The organism is Sandaracinobacteroides hominis (assembly GCF_016464365.1).
Lineage (GTDB): Bacteria > Pseudomonadota > Alphaproteobacteria > Sphingomonadales > Sphingomonadaceae > Sandaracinobacteroides > Sandaracinobacteroides hominis.
In genome coordinates, this window is record NZ_JADCUC010000003.1 from 153647 (window position 1) to 170085 (window position 16439).

Consider the following 16439-nt stretch of genomic DNA (forward strand, 5'->3'; position numbering starts at 1 on the left):
GAAGGCATATCCTGCAAGCCCGCACCGCTCTGCAGGGCCGATTCCGCAATGCCGGTAGCGCGTTTCAACGCGGGTCACCTGGTGCTGCTGGCGCTGGCTCTTGCCTGCGCCCTGCTCGGCTGGCGCAGCTTTGCGTCGATAACCCAGCCCCTGCCGGCGCTCCCGCCCTTCACTGCCCCGCCGATGGCGGATCGCGCCCTGCTTGCCCGCTTCGATCCTTTCTTTCCGGCCCGCGCCGGTTCCGGCGAGAATCTGCCCGTCACCGCCCTGCCTTTCAGCCTGCACGGCGTCCGCGCCGATTCCGCCACCGGGCGGGGCAGCGCCATCATCGCGTCGGGTGACGGCCAGCAGCAGGTCTATGCGGTCGGCGACACGGTGGGCGACGGCGTGACGCTTGCCGCCATCGCAGCCGACCATGTGGTGTTCGACAGGGGCGGCACCCGCGAAACCCTCTGGCTCGATTCGGGCAGCGGCGAGGCCGTGCAGCGCTTCGAGCCGACACCGCCGCCACCGCCCGCCGGGGCGAACGCCACAGAAGATCCGGCGCCGCCGTCTGACCTGCCCGACACGGAGGACGCTACGCCTGCCGCGCGGCCGGCGCCGCAGCCCGAGGCGGGCAGCCAGTGAGCCGCCGCATCCTCCCGTTTCTCGCCGCCTTCGCGGCACTGTCGCCGCTCGCCGCCCCCCTCCACGCGCAGGCCACCATCAACCTGCGCGACGCCGATATCCGCGCCTTCATCGACGATGTCGCCCGCGTCACCGGCGCCAGCTTCGTCATCGACCCCCGCGTGCAGGGCAAGGTCTCGGTCGTTTCCGACAAGCCGCTCGGCCGCACCCAGTATTTCGAGCTGTTCCTGGCGACGCTCCGCGCCAACGGCTATGTCGCCGTCCCGGGCACCGCCGGCCAGTATCGCATCCAGCCGGCAGAGGCGGGCGCGGGTGCCGGTGGCGCGCGTTACGCCACGGCCGTCATCCCGCTCACCAATATAGAGGCGCAGCAGGCGGTCGATTCGCTCCGCCCCGTGCTCAGCCGCAACGGCACGGCGTCCGCCAACCGCACCGGCAACGCCGTCATCATCGCCGATTTCGCCGACAATATCGCCCGCGCAAGGCAGGTCCTGCGCGAGATCGACCGCGATCGCAGTGTCTCGCAGGTGGTGACGCTGCGCAACGCCGGCGCCCGCGATCTTGCGCAATCGCTGCAGCGGCTCGTGCAGCAGCCCGGCAATCAGGGCGGCAGCGGAATGCCGACAACGGTTGTCGCCGTCGACGCCTCCAACGCCATCGCCATCAAGGGCGAGCCGTCGCAGGTCCAGCGCATCGCCAAGATGGCGCGCGAGCTGGATCAGGGCGCGGCCAGCGGCTCGGATTCCCGCGTGATTTTCCTGCAGCACGCCGATGCCGCGGCGGTGATGCCGGTGCTGCAGCAGCTGATGGGGCAGACGCCCACGCCGGTCGCCAGCGCCACGGCAATGAACAGCCTGGCCGGCACGCCCTTCGGCCAGCGCGGCCAGCAGCAGGATCAGATCGTGCAGGTGCAGCAGCCCGCTGCCACCACCGCCAACGTCGGCGCCGCTGCCGGCACCAACAGCCGCCGCAAGGCGATCATCGCCCGCTACGAAGGCGCCAACGCCCTCGTCATCGCCGCCTCGCCGGAAATCCAGCGCGAACTCGGCGAAGTCATCCGCCAGCTCGACAACCGCCGCGCGCAGGTGCAGGTCGAGGCGATCATCGTCGAAATCTCCGACACCGCCGCGCGCAAGCTGGGCGTGCAGTTCCTGCTCGCCGGCTCCGATGGTTCGGTGCCGCTGGTGTCTTCCAACTTCTCCAACGCCGCGCCCAACCTCATGGCAATCACCGGCGCGATCGCCGCCGAAAAGGGCGTGATCACCGGCGATGCGGCCGACAAGTTCAAGGATGCGGCGGTGCAGTCGCTGCTTGCCACCGCCGGCTTCACGGGGGGCTTCGGCCAGATCACCTCGAACGGCATCTTCGGCTTCATCATCAACGCCGTGAAGAGCGACGTCAATTCCAACATCCTCTCCACCCCGTCGATCATGACACTGGACAACCAGCCGGCCAAGATCCTCGTCGGCCAGGAGATTCCCGTCACCACCGGCGAGGCGCTGGGCAACAACCTCGACAACAGCTTCCGCACCGTTCAGCGCCAGGATGTCGGCATCCAGCTGGCGGTGAAGCCGCAGATCAACGCCGGGGGCACCGTCACCCTCACACTGAAGCAGATCGTTTCCTCGATCGCCGCCACCGTCGCCGAGCGGGATTTCATCCTCAACAAGCGCGAGCTGGAAACCGCCGTTACCGTCGGGGACGGCCAGATCCTCGCTCTGGGGGGCCTGCTGGACGACACCGAGCGCCGCTCGATGGAGAAGATTCCGCTGCTGGGCGATATCCCGGGCCTCGGCGCCTTCTTCCGCTCAAAAACCAACAGCCGCGTGAAGACGAACCTGATGATCTTCATCCGGCCCACAATCGTCCGCACCCAGGCCGACGGCGACCTGATCACCGCCAACCGGTGGGACAATGTGCGCGAGCAGCAGCAGGACCGCGAAGGCTATTCCGCGCTCGACGCGCTCGCCTGGGGTTATATGCGCACCCCCCCGCCCTACAAGCCTGCTCCCTTCCCGGCACCCGATCCGGCGGCGATCCCGCCCTCGGCGCCAAAGCGCTAGCCCCATGTCCACGCCGCCCGCCTTCGGCAGCATCGGCGGCCCGGCGGGTGCCCCCGCGCTGCTCCCCTATGCCTTCGCCCGCGCCAACGGCGTGCTGCTGCAAAGCGGCGGCGACCGGCTCGCCATCCGCCGCAGCGCCAGGCCCGCCGCCATCCTGGAGGCCCGGCGCATCGCAGGGCGGGCCCTGTTGATCGACACACTGGGCGACGAAGCCTTCGACCGGCTGCTTTCGGAAACCTACGCGACCGACGGCCTCAGCGCCGCCGCAGATGCTGCCGCTGCAACCAACCTCGCCACCCTCGCGCGCGACACCGCCGACCTCCTCGACAACGACGATGCCGCCCCCGTCATCCGCCTCATCAACGCCCTCGTCGCGCAGGCCGTGCAGCAGGGCGCATCCGACATCCATCTGGAGCCGACCGAAGAGGGCATGGCCGTCCGCCTCCGCCGCGACGGGGTGATGGAAGAAGTCCTCCGGCTGCCGCCCGAAGTGGCACCGATGCTGGTCTCGCGCGTGAAGGTGATGGCCCGCCTCGACATCGCCGAAAAACGCCTGCCGCAGGACGGCCGCATCTCGCTCACGCTCGGCTCGCGCGGCCTCGACGTCCGCGTTTCCACCCTGCCCGCCCGCGGCGGCGAGCGCGTGGTGATGCGTATCCTCGATCAGGCGGCAGTCGGCCTCGAACTATCCGATCTCGGCCTCGACGAGGCCACCAACGCCGCCCTCACCGAAGCGTTGGGCGCGCCGAACGGCATCATCCTCGTCACCGGCCCGACGGGCGCCGGGAAAACCACCACCCTCTATGCCGCGCTGAAAAAGCTGACCGACGGCAAGCGCAACATCCTGACCGTCGAAGACCCGGTCGAATATGCAGTCCCCGGAGTCGGCCAGACGCAGGTCGATACCCGCGTCGGCCTCACCTTCGCCCAGGGCCTCCGCGCCATCCTTCGGCAGGACCCGGACGTGGTCATGGTCGGTGAAATCCGCGACCGCGAAACGGCGGAAATCGCCGTGCAGGCCGCCCTCACCGGTCACCTCGTGCTCTCCACCGTCCACGCAAACTCGGCCGCCGGCGCCATCACCCGCCTGCGCGATTTCGGCGTCGAAACCTTCCTCATCGCCGCCACGCTGCGCGCCGTCGTCGCCCAGCGCCTCGCCCGCCTCGTCTGCCAGGTCTGCGTCACCGAGGAACCGCTTGCCGCCCCGCTCGCCCAGCGCATCGGCCTGCCGGCCGGCATCCCCATCGCCAAGGCCAACGGCTGCCCCAGCTGCCGCCACACCGGCTTTGCAAAGCGCCGCGGCCTGTTCGAGCTCATCACCGCAGACGGCCCTGTCCGCGCCCTCATCAACGACGGCGCCGGCGAAGGCCGCCTAGAGGCCGCCGGTCTGCACCGCTCGCTGAAAGAATCCGCCCGCGCCGCCGTGCGCGACAAGCGCACCACCCCCACAGAAGTCCTGCCGCTGTTCCAGGGCGAGCCCGCGCGCGACCTCAGCCACGCTGCAATCACCGGCGGCATAGACCCGGCGAACCTCGGCGCATGAACGCGCCTGCAAAGCCGCCGAACCCCGCCGAGCTGCCCTTCTGGAAGCGCCCGATCCACATCGGTGGCTTCGGCAAGCCGGCAGACGCGGCGGCGCCAAAACTCGGCGCCCAGCAACGCTCCACCCTCATCCGGCAGATGGCCACGCTCGCCGCCGTCATGCCCATTTCGGATGCCGTCGCCACGCTCGCCCGCCAGCCCGGCCGCGAGAATGAGCGGCAGATCCTGCAGCGCACCAACCGCGCGCTGCAGGCCGGCAGCCCGCTCGCCGCGGCGCTCCCCGCCAGCGCCTTCCCGCCCGAGGTCAAGGCCACCATCGCCGCCGGTGAAGCCTCCGGCCGCCTGCCGCTGCTGCTGAACCGGCTTGCCGACGCGCTGGAGGCACAGGTCGCGCTCCGCTCGCGCCTGATCGCCTCGCTCGCCTATCCCGCGCTGCTGATCCTCGTTGCCGTCGGCGTCATCATCGCCATGCTGCTGTTCGTGGTGCCGGCCATCGCCGGCCAGCTCACCGGCTCGGGCCAGCCGCTGCCGATGCTCACCCGCGCCGTCCTCGCCGTCTCGGATTTCGTGAAGGGCTGGTGGTGGCTCCTCCTCCTCCTGCCTCTGCTCACCGTCCTCGGCCTCTCGCAGTGGATGAAGCGCCCCGGCAACCGCGGCCGCTTCGACGCCTGGCTGCTCCGCCTGCCGCTGATCGGCGGCTGGCTTTCCGCGCTGGAGGCCGTGCGCTGGGCGCGCCTCCTCTCCACCATGCTCGGCGCCGGCCTGCCGCTGGCAGAAGCCCTCGCCATCACTTCGCCCACACTCGGCAACAGCGCCTGGCGCGACGCCTCCAACCGCATCGCCGCGCAGGTCCGCGCCGGCTCCTCGCTCACCGCAACGCTGCCGCTGCTGCCGAACCCGCCCGGCCTCCTCGTCAGCCTCGTGCAGTCAGGCGAAAGCTCTGGCCGCCTCGCGCCGCTGCTCGAATCCGCCGCAACCAGCCTCGATCGCCAGCTCAGCGACCGCAGCCGCACCCTTCTGGCGCTGGCGGAGCCGGCAATCATCGTGCTATTGGGCGGCGCCGTCGGCCTCATCATCCTGGCCGTGCTGCTGCCCATCCTCGAACTCAACACCCTCGCCGGTGCCGCCGTCGGAGCCCCCTGAATGTCCGCCAAACCCATCCGCCCCCGCCCGCAGGCAAATGGCTTCACCCTCGTCGAGCTTCTCGTCGTGCTCGCCATCATCGGCCTGCTCACCACTGTCGTGGTGCTGAATGTCCTGCCGATGCAAAGCCGCGCGCAGGTGCAAAAGGCAGAGGCCGACATTGCCATCATCGAACAGGGGCTGGAGTTCTGGCGCATCGACACCGGCCGCTACCCGACGGCAGAGGAAGGCCTCGCCGTCCTCGTTGCGCCCACGGTGACCGGTGCCAAGCTAAAGAATCTGCCGAACGACCCGTGGGGCAAGCCCTATGGCTATGTCGTCCCCGGCGCCAACAACAAACCCTATGCCGTCATCTCGCTGGGTGCGGACGGCGTCGAGGGCGGCGAAGGCGAAAATGCGGACCTCCGCTCCGACGGCTGAGGCCGTCAACACGGCTTCTGCGGCTGGCGCCGCCAAGACAGCTTCTGCGGCGGCGGGTGGATTCACCCTGATCGAAATGCTCGTGGCGATGCTGATTCTCAGCCTCGTCGGCCTCACCCTCGCCCGTTTCCAGACCTTCCAGCTCGCCGGCACCGCCAGCCTCGGCATGTCCGCCGGCGCCCGGTTGCAGGCCGACAACCGCGCCATAGACGTGCTTGCAGCCCCCGGCGCCCCGCTCGCCGCCGAAACCAGCACCGAGTTCAACGCCGGCCGCGAATGGACGACAACGATCACGCCCGGCCCGCCGCCAGATCCCGCGGCCATGCCCGATCTCGTCCGTGTGGATATCAGCGTGGCATCAGCCGGCGGCGGCCCGCCGCTCGCCACCCGCACCCTGCTGCGTCCGCGCGGTGAGCAGCGCGGGCAGCAGCCATGAAGCTGCCGCCTCGCGCACAACTCGGCTTCACGCTGGTGGAGATGCTGGTGTCGCTGCTGATCTTCGGCATCATCGCCACCGTTGCCACCGCCCTCACCATGGGCGCCACGCGCAGCTTTGCCGCCACCGACACGGCGCTCGCCTCGCTCTCCAACCTCGAAGCCACCCGCGCCGTCCTCGCCGCCGATCTCGGACAGGCGGCGCAACGCCCCAGCCTTGCCGCAGACGGCGCACCGATGCCCGCCTTCGTCCTCACGCCAGACGGTTTCGTCTTCGTCCGTCGCAGGGAAGGCACGCTTCCAGCGCTCGAGAAAGTCTCCTGGGGCCTCGTCGATGGCCAGCTGGTCCGCCAGCCCTTCCCCACCATAGACCGCTCGCCCCCCGGCCAGCCGGTGGCCATGATCGAGGGGATTTCCGCTATCCGCCTGCGCGTCGCCACCGAACAGGGCTGGCAGGACGGCTGGCAGCCGCAAGACCCGGAAGACCTGCCGCGCGCCGTCGAGATGACGCTGCTGCGCGCCGACGGCGTGCCGATCATCCTCAAATTCCTGGTCGCCGCGTGAGCGCGCCGGGCAAGCCCTCCGAACGCGGCGCCGCGCTGTTCGCCGTGCTGGCGATGGTCATGCTGCTCGCCGGCTTTGCCGCCGTCGGCCTTTCCCGGCTGCGCGCGGCGACCGACCGGATCACCGATTCCAGCGCCCGATCGGAGGCGCAGTTCCTCGCCAATTCCGGCACCTCGGCTGCCCTCTCGCTGGTCTATCGGCTGAAGGCGCTCGCCCGCACCGGCGCGCAATCCATGGAAGACCCCATCAGGCTCGACTATGGCGAGGGCGAAGTCGTGCTGCGCTTCTCCGAAGGCGGCAACTGCTTCAACCTCAACAGCCTGTCGCGCCCGCCTTCCACCGTCAGCACCGGCGAAAGCAAGGCGGCCGCCAGTCCGCAGGATTTCGCGCGCCTGCTCACCGCCACCGGGATCCCGCTGCTGGAAGCGGATACCATCGCCCGTGCCACCGCCGCCCGCCTGGCGCAGAACGGCGTCCTCTGGGCCGATGGCAGCGAATGGACGACAATCCCGGGTGTCACCGCCCGTCACTGGCAGCTCGCCGGCCGGTTTCTGTGCGCTCTGCCCACCCGCGATGCCACCGCAATCAACATCAATCGGCTGGCGGCAGAAGATGCGCCGCTGCTGGCCGGAATCGGCATGAGCACCGATGAAGCCCGCCGGGCCATCACCAGCCGTCCCGCAAGCGGCTGGGGCAGCGCCGACGATTTCATGCGGGCAGGCTCCGGCACCGGTGACGGCACCGGCACCGCCGAATCGCTCGTCACCACCAGCCGCTGGCTGACCCTGGAGGTCATCGCCCGTACCCCGCGTGCCACGGTCAGCCGTGAACTGCTCGTCGATTCGATCCAGCAGCCGGCAAGGGTGGCCTCCAGCCGCTGGCGTGCGGTAGAGGTGGCTGCATGACGATGCTGATTGCAACCGAAGAGGGCGTGGAGACGCTGGTGCAGGGCGCCGACGACGCGCCGCTGATCGCCGTCATTCCGGGGGACGATGTCGCCCTGCATCGCCTGCACCTGATCGAGACCGATCCGACCCCCCGGCTGGAGGAAGCGCGGATGCGGGCGACGGATCTGGCCGCCCGCCCGCTCGACGAGCTGCATATCGCCGTCGGCCCGACCGACGCCGAGGGTGCCAGCTGGATCGCCATCATGGATCGCGAACGGATGGCAGGCCATCTCGCGCATTTCGATGCAGCCGGCGTGAAGCCCGCGCACCTGCTGCCCGCCGCTCTCCTGCTCGAGCCCGAGCCGGATGGCCCGGCCCTCGCCCGTTTCCACGACAGGGTACTCATCAAGACAGGCGAGGTTGCGGGCCTGATCGAACCCGCGCTCGCCTCGCCGCTTGCCGGCGTCAGCCAGCTGGGCCGGATGGCGCGCATGTCGGCCTTCGGCCCGGACGCCATCCCCGATCCCTTGCCGCTCGACATGCTGCAGGGCCTGTTCGCTCCCCGCCGCAAATGGTGGAAGGAACGCCGCTTCCGCCTGTGGGCGGCCCTGCTCACGGCGCTGGCGCTGCTGCTGCTGATCGCACCCGCCCTCGTGGACCGCGCCCGCACGGCCGCCACCGTCGCCGCACACGACCGCGCCGTCGTCGAGCTGGCAGCCGCCACCCTCGGCAGCCGCCCGACAGACGCGGAGGCCGGCGCCGCCGCATTGGCACAGGCCCGTCGCGCAGCAGAAGGCGGCGCGCTTGCCGCCCGCCTCACCGCCGTCGCGCAGGCAGTCGAACAGACCCCCGGCGCCCGCCTCGACAGCGCTCGCCTCGCCGGCGGGGAGCTGCAGCTGGTGCTGGGCGGCAGTGCCGATGCCATCAACGCGGTAGGCCCGAAACTGGCCGCCGGCGCCTTCACGGCAAAGGCCGACGGCACCAGCCTGACGCTGGGCGATCGCCGCGCCGGCATCGCCACCACCGACACACCGCTTTCCCGCTCGATGCTGCGGCTGGTCTCCGCCCGCTCCGACGCTGCCCTTGTCGCCGCTGCCAAGGCGCGCGGTGGCCGGATGCAGCCACAGGCAGTCGCCGCCGCCTTCATCGCCGCCGGCCTGTCGCAGCCGGGCAGCAGCGGCCCCATCCAGGTCGCTGCCGCCCGCTCCACGGTGCTGTTGCCGCTGCTCGCGGACCTTGAAATGAAGGGCGCCAACTTCACCGCCGCCAGCCTCTCGCGCAACGCCGACGAGACGCTTTCCGCCAGCTTCACGGCCGCGCCATGATCCTCGCGATCCTTGCCGCCTCGCTTCTCGGCCTCACCGAGCTGCCGCCGCAAAAGGCCGAGCCGGGCCGCTGCCGCATCTTCCTGTGGACCCGCACCGAGCAACCGCTGCGCCTGGCCATGATCGACGAGACATCGAAAACAATGCGCATGCGCAAGGGAAAGCAGATGTTCGACATCGCCGAATATGCACCGGGCCAATATGGCGGCCACGGCTATACGGTGCTGGTAAACCTCGACTTTGCCGACAACAACGCCATCCAGAACGGCCAGATCATCCGCTCCGGCTCGATGCGGCTGGAACAGCAGGGCGGGGAAACGATGTCGCTACCGGTGGGCGGGATGCGCGCCTGTAGCTGAAGCAGCCCGTTCGACGGCGCGGGCTTTGCCCGCGCTACGCATCTGAATCGAAATGCAACCCCGGCCGGACTCGGCGGCTTTGCCGACGGCCGGCACGCGGCAAACCCGCCGGCATCAGCCCTGGATCTTGCACTTCCGTTCGCGGGCGACACCCTTCAGATAGCCGCGCCGGGCCATGCCGGAGGCGACCATCATCCGGAACTTCCGGTCGGCTTCGGCAGCTCCGGTCGCCTCGCGGACGATGCCGCGAAACGGGATCAGCGAGTTGACGATCGATTTCGCCCCGGCGTCGGCCAGCCGTTCCGGCAGTGCATCGCCCTTGTCGTCCACCGCGTCCACGTCGGGCCCCAACACCGGATACAGCTCGGAAATGGCGCGCTGGAAGTCGGCGCAGCTCTTGATGCCTGCCAGCGAATAGGGCGCCTTCTGTGCATCCAGCAGCACTTCGGGCGGATTTTCGCGCATCAGCCCGACATCCTTGATCGGTTGCCGCACGATATTCTCGGCCTTCTTGCCGATCCGCTCCACGTCGCTGTCAGGCTCGTTCTGATGCTCCAGCTGCTGCGCCATTACGGGGGCCGCAACAGCCAGCGCAAGCGCCAGAGGAACCAGCCGCCGCAGCGGCCTAGATATCAAGGTTTGCGACCGACAAGGCATTTTGCTGAATGAACTCCCGCCGAGGTTCCACAATGTCGCCCATCAGCTGGGTGAAAGTCTCGTCGGCTTCATAAGCGTCGCCGATTTCCACCTTCAGCAGCGTACGTGCTGCAGGATCAAGCGTGGTTTCCCACAATTGTTCCGCATTCATTTCGCCCAGCCCCTTATAGCGCTGCACGGCGAGACCCTTGCGGCCGGCTTCCATCACCGCTTCCAGCAGCTCGGACGGCCGGCGAACCGCAGTCGCAGCCGTGCGCGACGTCTCGGAAAGGCTGCCAAGGCTGGCGTTCGTCGCCCAGGCCTTTGCCTGTTCGGCGGCCAGCGAATGCAGCTTGCGCGCCTCGGCACTGGCGACAAACGCCCGATCCACCACAAAGGCGTCGGTCACGCCACGATCCAGATGCCGAACCACAAAGCCGCCCTCGGCCCCCGGCTCGGCGCTCCAGCCCGCGCTGCCCTCGTTCAGCCAGGCCGCCAGCCGGTTTGCGGCGGCGGACGTATCCGTCGCGTTCGGATCCAGCGCCCCGGCCAGCGCCAGCGCTTCCACCAGCGGCGCCGGATAGCGGCGCGGCACATAGCCCATCAGCCGCTTCATCCGCCGCGCATGATCCACCAGCGAAACCAGGTCTTCGCCCGAACGCTGATCGTTGCCCGAGGTCAGCGCCATTCCGGAAACCCCAGCAGCAACCAGATAATCCTCCAGCGCCGCCTCGTCCTTCAGATACACCTCCGAACGTCCGCGCGTCACCTTATAGAGCGGCGGCTGGGCAATATAGAGGTGCCCCGAACGGATCAGATCCGGCATCTGCCGATAGAAGAAGGTCAGCAGCAGCGTGCGGATGTGCGCGCCATCGACATCGGCGTCGGTCATGATGACGATCTTGTGGTAGCGCAGCTTCTCCAGCGAAAATTCCTCGCGCCCGATGCCGGTGCCCAGCGCCTGGATCAGCGTGCCGATTTCCTTGGAACCCAGCATCCGGTCGAAACGCGCCCGCTCCACGTTCAGGATCTTGCCGCGCAGCGGCAGGATCGCCTGGTAACTCCGGTCGCGCCCCTGCTTCGCCGAACCGCCAGCCGAGTCACCCTCGACGATGAACAGCTCGGACTTCGCCGGGTCCTTCTCCTGGCAATCCGCCAGCTTGCCCGGCAGCGACGCCACGGAAAGCGCCGACTTGCGGCTGGCTTCGCGCGCCTTGCGGGCGGCTTCGCGGGCGATCGCCGCCTCGATGATCTTCTGCACGATGCCGCGTGCCGGGCCGGGATTCTCCTCCAGCCATTCGGCCAGCTTGTCGGCCAGCAGCGATTCCAGCGGCTGCCGCACTTCAGAGGATACCAGCTTGTCCTTCGTCTGAGAGCTGAACTTCGGGTCCGGCAGCTTCACCGAAACCACCGCCGTCAGCCCCTCGCGCATGTCGTCGCCGTTCAGGCCGACCTTTTCCTTCTTCAGCAGCCCGGATTTCTCCGCATAGGCATTCAACGTCCGCGTCAATGCCGAGCGGAACGCCGCCATGTGCGTGCCGCCATCCCGCTGCGGGATGTTGTTGGTAAAGGCCAGAACCTGCTCGTAATAGCTGTCGTTCCACTGCAGCGCGACTTCGATGCCGATATCGTCGCGCTGGCCGCGGATGCTCACCGGCTCCGACATCAGCGACGTCTTGGTGCGGTCCAGCCAGCGGACCATCTCGGTCAGCCCGCCCTCATAGAACAGCTCCACCTCGCGACGATCGGCATGGCGCGCATCCACCAGGAACAGCCGCACGCCCGAGTTCAGGAATGCCAGCTCGCGATAGCGATGCTCCAGCTTGTCGAAATCGAACTCGATGCCGGTACGGAATGTTTCGATCGAAGGCAGGAAGGTCACCGCCGTGCCGCGCTTGTCCCCCTGGGGGCCGACAACCGCCAGCGGAGCCTCCGGCACGCCGTGGCGGAAGCGCATGAAATGCTCGTGACCGTCGCGCCAGATGCGCAGTTCGGTCCAGTCCGACAGCGCGTTCACCACCGATACACCGACGCCGTGCAGACCGCCCGACACCTTGTAGCTATTGCCTTCCTGGTTGTTGAACTTGCCGCCCGCATGCAGCTGCGTCATCACCAGCTCGGCGGCGGAAACGCCCTCCTCGGCATGAATCCCGGTCGGAATTCCGCGCCCATTGTCCTCAACCGTCACGCTGCCGTCGGCGTTCAGCTGGATCAGGATCCTGTCGCAATAGCCCGCCAACGCCTCGTCGATCGCGTTATCGGAAACTTCGAACACCATATGGTGCAGCCCCGAACCATCGTCGGTATCGCCGATATACATCCCCGGCCGTTTGCGCACCGCTTCAAGTCCCTTAAGAACCTGAATGGAATCAGCACCATAGTCACCGGTCGGGGTGGCGGAATTCATCACGTCGTCGCTCATGCAAAGTCTATAGGGGCAAGGCCGGGGAAACACCAGAAAAAGCGCCAGAAATCCTGCCTTAAATCGGCAACACAGCCCCATCCCGCACATCGAACCGCGCCGCCTCCAGCCCTTCGAACAGCGCCGCGTCCGTCCCCGTCAGCCACACCTGTCCGCCCAGTGTCGCCAAACGCGCGAACAGCGCCAGCCGCCGCTCCGGGTCCAGATGCGCCACCGCCTCGTCCAGCAGCAGCAACGGCGCCCGCCCCGACCGCTCCGCCACCAGCGCCGCATGCGCCAGCAGGATGGCGATCAACAGCGCCTTCTGCTCACCGGTCGAGGCCAGCGCCGCCGGCATCGCGCCGACCCCATAAGCCTTGTCGGCATGCGTCACCGCCAGGTCGCTTCGGTGCGGCCCAACCGTCGCGCGTCCCGCCGCCCGGTCCACAGCTCGCGCCGCGCGCAAGGCGGCCGCCAGATCGGCAGGCGGCTCCCCTTCCAGCGCCAGCGAAGGGCGCGGAAACGCCCCGTCCGGCACCGCTGCCAGCGCTGCATCCAGCGCCCGAACCGTAAGGCTGCGCGCCTCTGCCAGCGCCGCCCCATGCTCGGCCATCTGCGCTTCCAGCCCGCCCAGCCAGGCCGGGTCCGCCGGCGCATCCGCCGTCAGCAGTCGCGTCCGCGCCCGCATCGCCGCATCATAGCGCGTCGCATGCCCGGCATGGCCGGGGCTCAGCGCCAGCACCAGCCGGTCCAGAAACCGCCGCCGCGCCGAGGCGGCTTCAGCAAACAGCCGGTCCATCGCCGGCGTCATCCACAGCTGCGCATTCCACTCGCCCAACGCCGACAACGGCGCATTCGCTCCGTTCACGCTCAACCTGCGCCGCTCCGGCGCATCGGGCAGCGTCCCCGTCTTCAGCACCACCGGCGGCAGCGCCGCATCCGGGACCAGCTCGGCGCGCACCTGAAAGCCGCCCTCGCCGCCAGCCAGCGCCATCTGCCCCAGCGCCTGCCCACGCAGCCCGCGCCCCACCACCAGCAAAGACAGCGCCTCCAGCACATTGGTCTTGCCGGCGCCGTTCGGCCCGGTCAGCAGCACGAACGGCGCCGCCCCCGGCGCAATCCGCGTCATCGCATGGTTGCGAAACCCGGCGAGTGTCAGAGATGCAACATGAAGCGGCTGAGGCACGGCGCCGGTCTAGCGGTCGGGCGCCCAAGCCGCTAGAGGCGTCACATCCCTTCCCTAGCCAAGGACAACAGCCAGCATGCATACCGTGGCGGAACTGATCGGCTTCCTCGTCTATGTGTTGCAGCTGTTCATCTATGTCATCGTCATCCAGGCGATCCTGTCCTGGCTGGTCGCCTTCAACGTGGTGAACACCCAGAATCGCTTCGTCTGGAGCGTCCTGAACGGCCTCGAACGCTTCCTAAACCCGTTCCTGCGCCCCATCCGCAACCTCCTGCCCGACATGGGCGGCATCGACCTGTCGCCGCTGGTGCTCGTGCTCGGCATCATCCTCACGCAGAGCCTGCTGCAGGGCCTCGCGATGGACCTCATCGCATGACCGGCTCCGGCCAGATCATAGACGGCAAGGCCCACGCCGCCCGCCTGCGCGCCGATATCGCCCAGGCAGTCATTGCCCGCGCCTCGGCCGGCGCCCGTGCGCCCGCTCTCGCCGTGGTGCTTGTCGGCGACGATCCGGCCAGCCACGTCTATGTCCGCAACAAGACCGCCGCCTGCCGCGAAGCCGGGATCACCTCGATCGAGCACCGGCGGGATGCCACCCTGCCCGAGGCCGAGCTGCTCGCACTGGTCCAGCAGCTGAACCGCGACCCCGCCGTCGACGGCATCCTCGTGCAACTCCCGCTTCCCGCCCATATCGACAGCGCCCGCATCATCTCGGCCATTTCGCCGGACAAGGATGTCGATGGCTTCTCGCCCGTAAACGCCGGGCGACTGGCGACCGGCCTAGACGGCTTCGTCCCCTGCACGCCGCTCGGCTGCCTGCGCCTGCTGCAGTCGACGCTCGGCGACATTGCGGGCGCCGAGGCCATCGTCATCGGCCGCTCCAACATCGTCGGCCGGCCGATGGCCTCGCTGCTGATCGGCGCCTCGGCCACCGTCACCGTCGCCCACAGCCGCAGCCGCGATCTCCCGGGCCTCGTCCGCCGGGCCGACATCGTCATCGCCGCCGTCGGCCGCCCGGAAATGGTGCGCGGCAGCTGGCTGAAGCCCGGCTGCACGGTGATCGACGTGGGCATCAACCGGGTCCCGAAAGAATCCGGCGAAGGCACTCGCCTGGTCGGCGACGTCGCCTTCGCGGAGGCAGCCGAAGTCGCCGCGCACATCACCCCGGTGCCCGGTGGCGTAGGCCCGATGACCATCGCCTGCCTGCTGGAAAACACGCTGAAGGCAGCCTCGCTCCAGTGAGCTTCCCGCTCGACCTCTTCATCTCGGCGCTGGTGACGCTTCTCGTCGTCATCGATCCGCCCGGCGCGGCGCCGATCTTCGCCAGCCTCACCACCCGCTCCACCGATGCGGCACGGCGGGCGATGGCCTATCGCTCGGTCCTCATCGCCTCGGCCATCCTGTTCGGCTTTGCGGCCTTCGGCGAACCTTTCCTGCGCGCGCTGGGCATCAGCCTCGATGCCTTCCGGGTGGCGGGGGGCATCATGCTGTTCCTGATCGCCATCGACATGGTGTTCGAAACCCGCGTGAAGCGGCGCGAGGAACGCGCCCAGGCCGTGAACGACGAAGCAGTCGAGGATGTCTCGGTATTCCCGATGGCGATGCCGATGATCGCCGGCCCGGGATCGATAGCCGCAGTGATGCTGCTGACCTCCAAGGCGACCGGCCCGATGCAGTCCTTCGCGGTCTATCTGGCCCTCGCCATCGTCCTCCTGCTCACGCTGGCGGCGCTGCTGGCCGCCGGCCCGATCATGCAGCGGGTCGGGGCCAAGGTGGAGGGGATGATCACCCGGCTGCTGGGGGTGATCCTGGCCGCGCTTGCCGCGCAGATTGTCATCGACGGGCTGATCGGCGCGTTCCGCGTCTGAACAACATGGTTAACGCTTGCAAACACTAACCGGTTGATTAGGTGTAAAATTCATTGACATATATCGCGCCTAAATCTGTTACCCCCTGCGGCAAATAGTTGCGATTCAAGGGGTGTCTCCATTTGGCACGCCAATTGCACCCTGTAATCCGGTGGCGAACATCTCGCCGCGTACATGGGGTTGGAGATTTTCCATGAAGTTCATTCTCGCGGCTGCCGGCGCAGCCCTCTTTGCCGTCCCGGCCTTGGCCGCCGTTAGCGTCAACTACGAAGCGCCCGGTGTGCAGAACACCACTGCTGGCTTCACCACGTCCGGCGTGGAGACCTTCGACGGTCAGCCGATCGGCTCGGCAGCAAACTTCGTCACGGATTTCGGCACCGGCGGCGCCATCCAGGCCACCTATTCCGGCGGCCGCATCGACGACGCCAACGTCTTTGGCTCTGCCGGCGGCACGGGTCAGCATGTGGTGACCTTCTCGAACCTGACGCCGATCACCATCAATTTCACCACGACGCTGCCGGAAGGGCTGACCTATTTCGGCTATTGGCTGTCGGCGCTCAACAGTGGCAACCAGCTTGAATTCTACTACCAGGGCAATCTGGTCAAGGCGATCAACCCGGCCGAGGTCGCCGGCTTCGTCGGCAGCTGCCCGAATGCCTATTGCGGCAACCCGAACGCCCCTTACACCGGCGGCAATTCGGGCGAGCCCTATGCCTTCCTCAACGTCTATTTCACGGGCGGCGACCAGTTTGACCGCATCGTGATCACCCAGACTGCAGGCGGCGGCTATGAATCCGACAACCACACCGTCGGCTTCTACACCCGCCCCGGCGGCGAGGGCGCGGTTCCGGAACCCGCCACCTGGGCGATGCTGATCGCGGGCTTCGGCCTCGTCGGCGCCGCGGCGCGCCGCCGCAACCGGATCGCCGCCACTCTGGCCTGATCCGGCAGCGTCGGGAATGATTTGGGGGGCGTCCACGCAG

17 protein-coding genes are annotated in these 16439 nt (G+C 68.4%); 14 read left to right on the top strand and 3 right to left on the bottom strand.

Annotated features, from left to right (window positions below; genetic code table 11):
* The first annotated feature begins 48 nt into the window (after positions 1 to 48).
* From IM784_RS08010 to IM784_RS08055, 10 genes are read left to right on the top strand one after another with little or no spacing between them, the layout of a single operon-like run.
* Positions 49 to 627 carry a type II secretion system protein N gene (locus IM784_RS08010; protein WP_199554799.1) on the top strand — a complete coding sequence of 193 codons (579 nt, stop codon included), beginning with the start codon at positions 49 to 51 and terminating at the stop codon, positions 625 to 627.
* Complete coding sequence (gspD, locus tag IM784_RS08015) at positions 624 to 2690, top strand: type II secretion system secretin GspD (RefSeq protein WP_199554800.1); 2067 nt, start codon at positions 624 to 626, stop codon at positions 2688 to 2690. Before IM784_RS08010 ends, gspD begins: the two co-directional genes overlap by 4 nt.
* Before the next feature lie 4 nt (positions 2691 to 2694).
* Positions 2695 to 4233, top strand: coding sequence for a GspE/PulE family protein (locus IM784_RS08020; RefSeq protein WP_199554801.1), 1539 nt, complete (start codon positions 2695 to 2697; stop codon positions 4231 to 4233).
* On the top strand, positions 4230 to 5375 hold the full coding sequence (locus IM784_RS08025; protein ID WP_199554802.1) for a type II secretion system F family protein: 1146 nt from the start codon (positions 4230 to 4232) through the stop codon (positions 5373 to 5375). The genes IM784_RS08020 and IM784_RS08025 overlap by 4 nt, the downstream gene beginning before the upstream one ends.
* Positions 5376 to 5795: a type II secretion system major pseudopilin GspG gene (gspG, locus tag IM784_RS08030; RefSeq protein WP_199554803.1), complete on the top strand. Its 420-nt coding sequence runs from the start codon at positions 5376 to 5378 to the stop codon at positions 5793 to 5795.
* A complete protein-coding gene (locus IM784_RS08035; RefSeq protein WP_199554804.1) occupies positions 5770 to 6231 on the top strand; it encodes a type II secretion system protein in 462 nt (153 codons plus the stop codon). The genes gspG and IM784_RS08035 overlap by 26 nt, the downstream gene beginning before the upstream one ends.
* On the top strand, positions 6228 to 6794 hold the full coding sequence (locus IM784_RS08040; RefSeq protein WP_199554805.1) for a type II secretion system protein GspJ: 567 nt from the start codon (positions 6228 to 6230) through the stop codon (positions 6792 to 6794). The genes IM784_RS08035 and IM784_RS08040 overlap by 4 nt, the downstream gene beginning before the upstream one ends.
* Positions 6791 to 7699 (top strand): type II secretion system minor pseudopilin, encoded by a 909-nt coding sequence (locus IM784_RS08045; protein WP_199554806.1) that lies wholly within the window; start codon positions 6791 to 6793, stop codon positions 7697 to 7699. The genes IM784_RS08040 and IM784_RS08045 overlap by 4 nt, the downstream gene beginning before the upstream one ends.
* Positions 7696 to 9006: a type II secretion system protein GspL gene (gene gspL / locus IM784_RS08050; protein ID WP_199554807.1), complete on the top strand. Its 1311-nt coding sequence runs from the start codon at positions 7696 to 7698 to the stop codon at positions 9004 to 9006. The genes IM784_RS08045 and gspL overlap by 4 nt, the downstream gene beginning before the upstream one ends.
* Positions 9003 to 9365: a hypothetical protein gene (locus IM784_RS08055; RefSeq protein WP_199554808.1), complete on the top strand. Its 363-nt coding sequence runs from the start codon at positions 9003 to 9005 to the stop codon at positions 9363 to 9365. The genes gspL and IM784_RS08055 overlap by 4 nt, the downstream gene beginning before the upstream one ends.
* A gap of 114 nt (positions 9366 to 9479) precedes the next feature.
* Here IM784_RS08055 and IM784_RS08060 read toward each other — a convergent pair whose 3' ends face one another.
* The 3 genes from IM784_RS08060 to recF form a co-directional block, all read right to left on the bottom strand.
* Positions 9480 to 9935, bottom strand: a complete 456-nt coding sequence (locus IM784_RS08060) for a hypothetical protein (protein ID WP_199554809.1) — start codon at positions 9933 to 9935, stop codon at positions 9480 to 9482.
* A gap of 55 nt (positions 9936 to 9990) precedes the next feature.
* On the bottom strand, positions 9991 to 12408 hold the full coding sequence (gyrB, locus tag IM784_RS08065) for a DNA topoisomerase (ATP-hydrolyzing) subunit B (RefSeq protein WP_199555062.1): 2418 nt from the start codon (positions 12406 to 12408) through the stop codon (positions 9991 to 9993).
* A gap of 73 nt (positions 12409 to 12481) precedes the next feature.
* Positions 12482 to 13588, bottom strand: a complete 1107-nt coding sequence (gene recF, locus IM784_RS08070; RefSeq protein ID WP_199554810.1) for a DNA replication/repair protein RecF — start codon at positions 13586 to 13588, stop codon at positions 12482 to 12484.
* 76 nt (positions 13589 to 13664) lie between these two features.
* Here recF and IM784_RS08075 point away from each other — a divergent pair, with 76 nt between their 5' ends.
* From IM784_RS08075 to IM784_RS17155, 4 genes are all read left to right on the top strand, one after another.
* Entirely contained in the window at positions 13665 to 13964 is a 300-nt protein-coding gene (locus IM784_RS08075; RefSeq protein WP_199554811.1) for a YggT family protein, read from the top strand.
* On the top strand, positions 13961 to 14830 hold the full coding sequence (gene folD, locus IM784_RS08080; RefSeq protein WP_199554812.1) for a bifunctional methylenetetrahydrofolate dehydrogenase/methenyltetrahydrofolate cyclohydrolase FolD: 870 nt from the start codon (positions 13961 to 13963) through the stop codon (positions 14828 to 14830). The genes IM784_RS08075 and folD overlap by 4 nt, the downstream gene beginning before the upstream one ends.
* The gene (locus IM784_RS08085) at positions 14827 to 15456 is read left to right on the top strand and encodes a MarC family protein (protein ID WP_199554813.1); all 630 of its coding nucleotides are present in this window, start codon (positions 14827 to 14829) and stop codon (positions 15454 to 15456) included. Before folD ends, IM784_RS08085 begins: the two co-directional genes overlap by 4 nt.
* Positions 15457 to 15649: 193 nt before the next feature.
* Positions 15650 to 16399: an Npun_F0296 family exosortase-dependent surface protein gene (locus IM784_RS17155; protein WP_235976693.1), complete on the top strand. Its 750-nt coding sequence runs from the start codon at positions 15650 to 15652 to the stop codon at positions 16397 to 16399.
* The last annotated feature ends 40 nt before the right edge of the window (positions 16400 to 16439 follow it).

Coding starts and splice junctions, on each gene's coding strand:
- gspG (WP_199554803.1), top strand. CDS start 5,376: ATGTCCGCCAAACCCATCCGCCCCCGCCCGCAGGCAAATGGCTTCACC.
- folD (WP_199554812.1), top strand. CDS start 13,961: ATGACCGGCTCCGGCCAGATCATAGACGGCAAGGCCCACGCCGCCCGC.
- IM784_RS08020 (WP_199554801.1), top strand. CDS start 2,695: ATGTCCACGCCGCCCGCCTTCGGCAGCATCGGCGGCCCGGCGGGTGCC.
- IM784_RS08055 (WP_199554808.1), top strand. CDS start 9,003: ATGATCCTCGCGATCCTTGCCGCCTCGCTTCTCGGCCTCACCGAGCTG.
- IM784_RS08060 (WP_199554809.1), bottom strand. CDS start 9,935: ATGGCGCAGCAGCTGGAGCATCAGAACGAGCCTGACAGCGACGTGGAG.
- IM784_RS08075 (WP_199554811.1), top strand. CDS start 13,665: ATGCATACCGTGGCGGAACTGATCGGCTTCCTCGTCTATGTGTTGCAG.
- IM784_RS08025 (WP_199554802.1), top strand. CDS start 4,230: ATGAACGCGCCTGCAAAGCCGCCGAACCCCGCCGAGCTGCCCTTCTGG.
- IM784_RS08040 (WP_199554805.1), top strand. CDS start 6,228: ATGAAGCTGCCGCCTCGCGCACAACTCGGCTTCACGCTGGTGGAGATG.
- IM784_RS08010 (WP_199554799.1), top strand. CDS start 49: ATGCCGGTAGCGCGTTTCAACGCGGGTCACCTGGTGCTGCTGGCGCTG.
- IM784_RS17155 (WP_235976693.1), top strand. CDS start 15,650: ATGAAGTTCATTCTCGCGGCTGCCGGCGCAGCCCTCTTTGCCGTCCCG.
- gyrB (WP_199555062.1), bottom strand. CDS start 12,408: ATGAATTCCGCCACCCCGACCGGTGACTATGGTGCTGATTCCATTCAG.
- IM784_RS08035 (WP_199554804.1), top strand. CDS start 5,770: ATGCGGACCTCCGCTCCGACGGCTGAGGCCGTCAACACGGCTTCTGCG.
- gspL (WP_199554807.1), top strand. CDS start 7,696: ATGACGATGCTGATTGCAACCGAAGAGGGCGTGGAGACGCTGGTGCAG.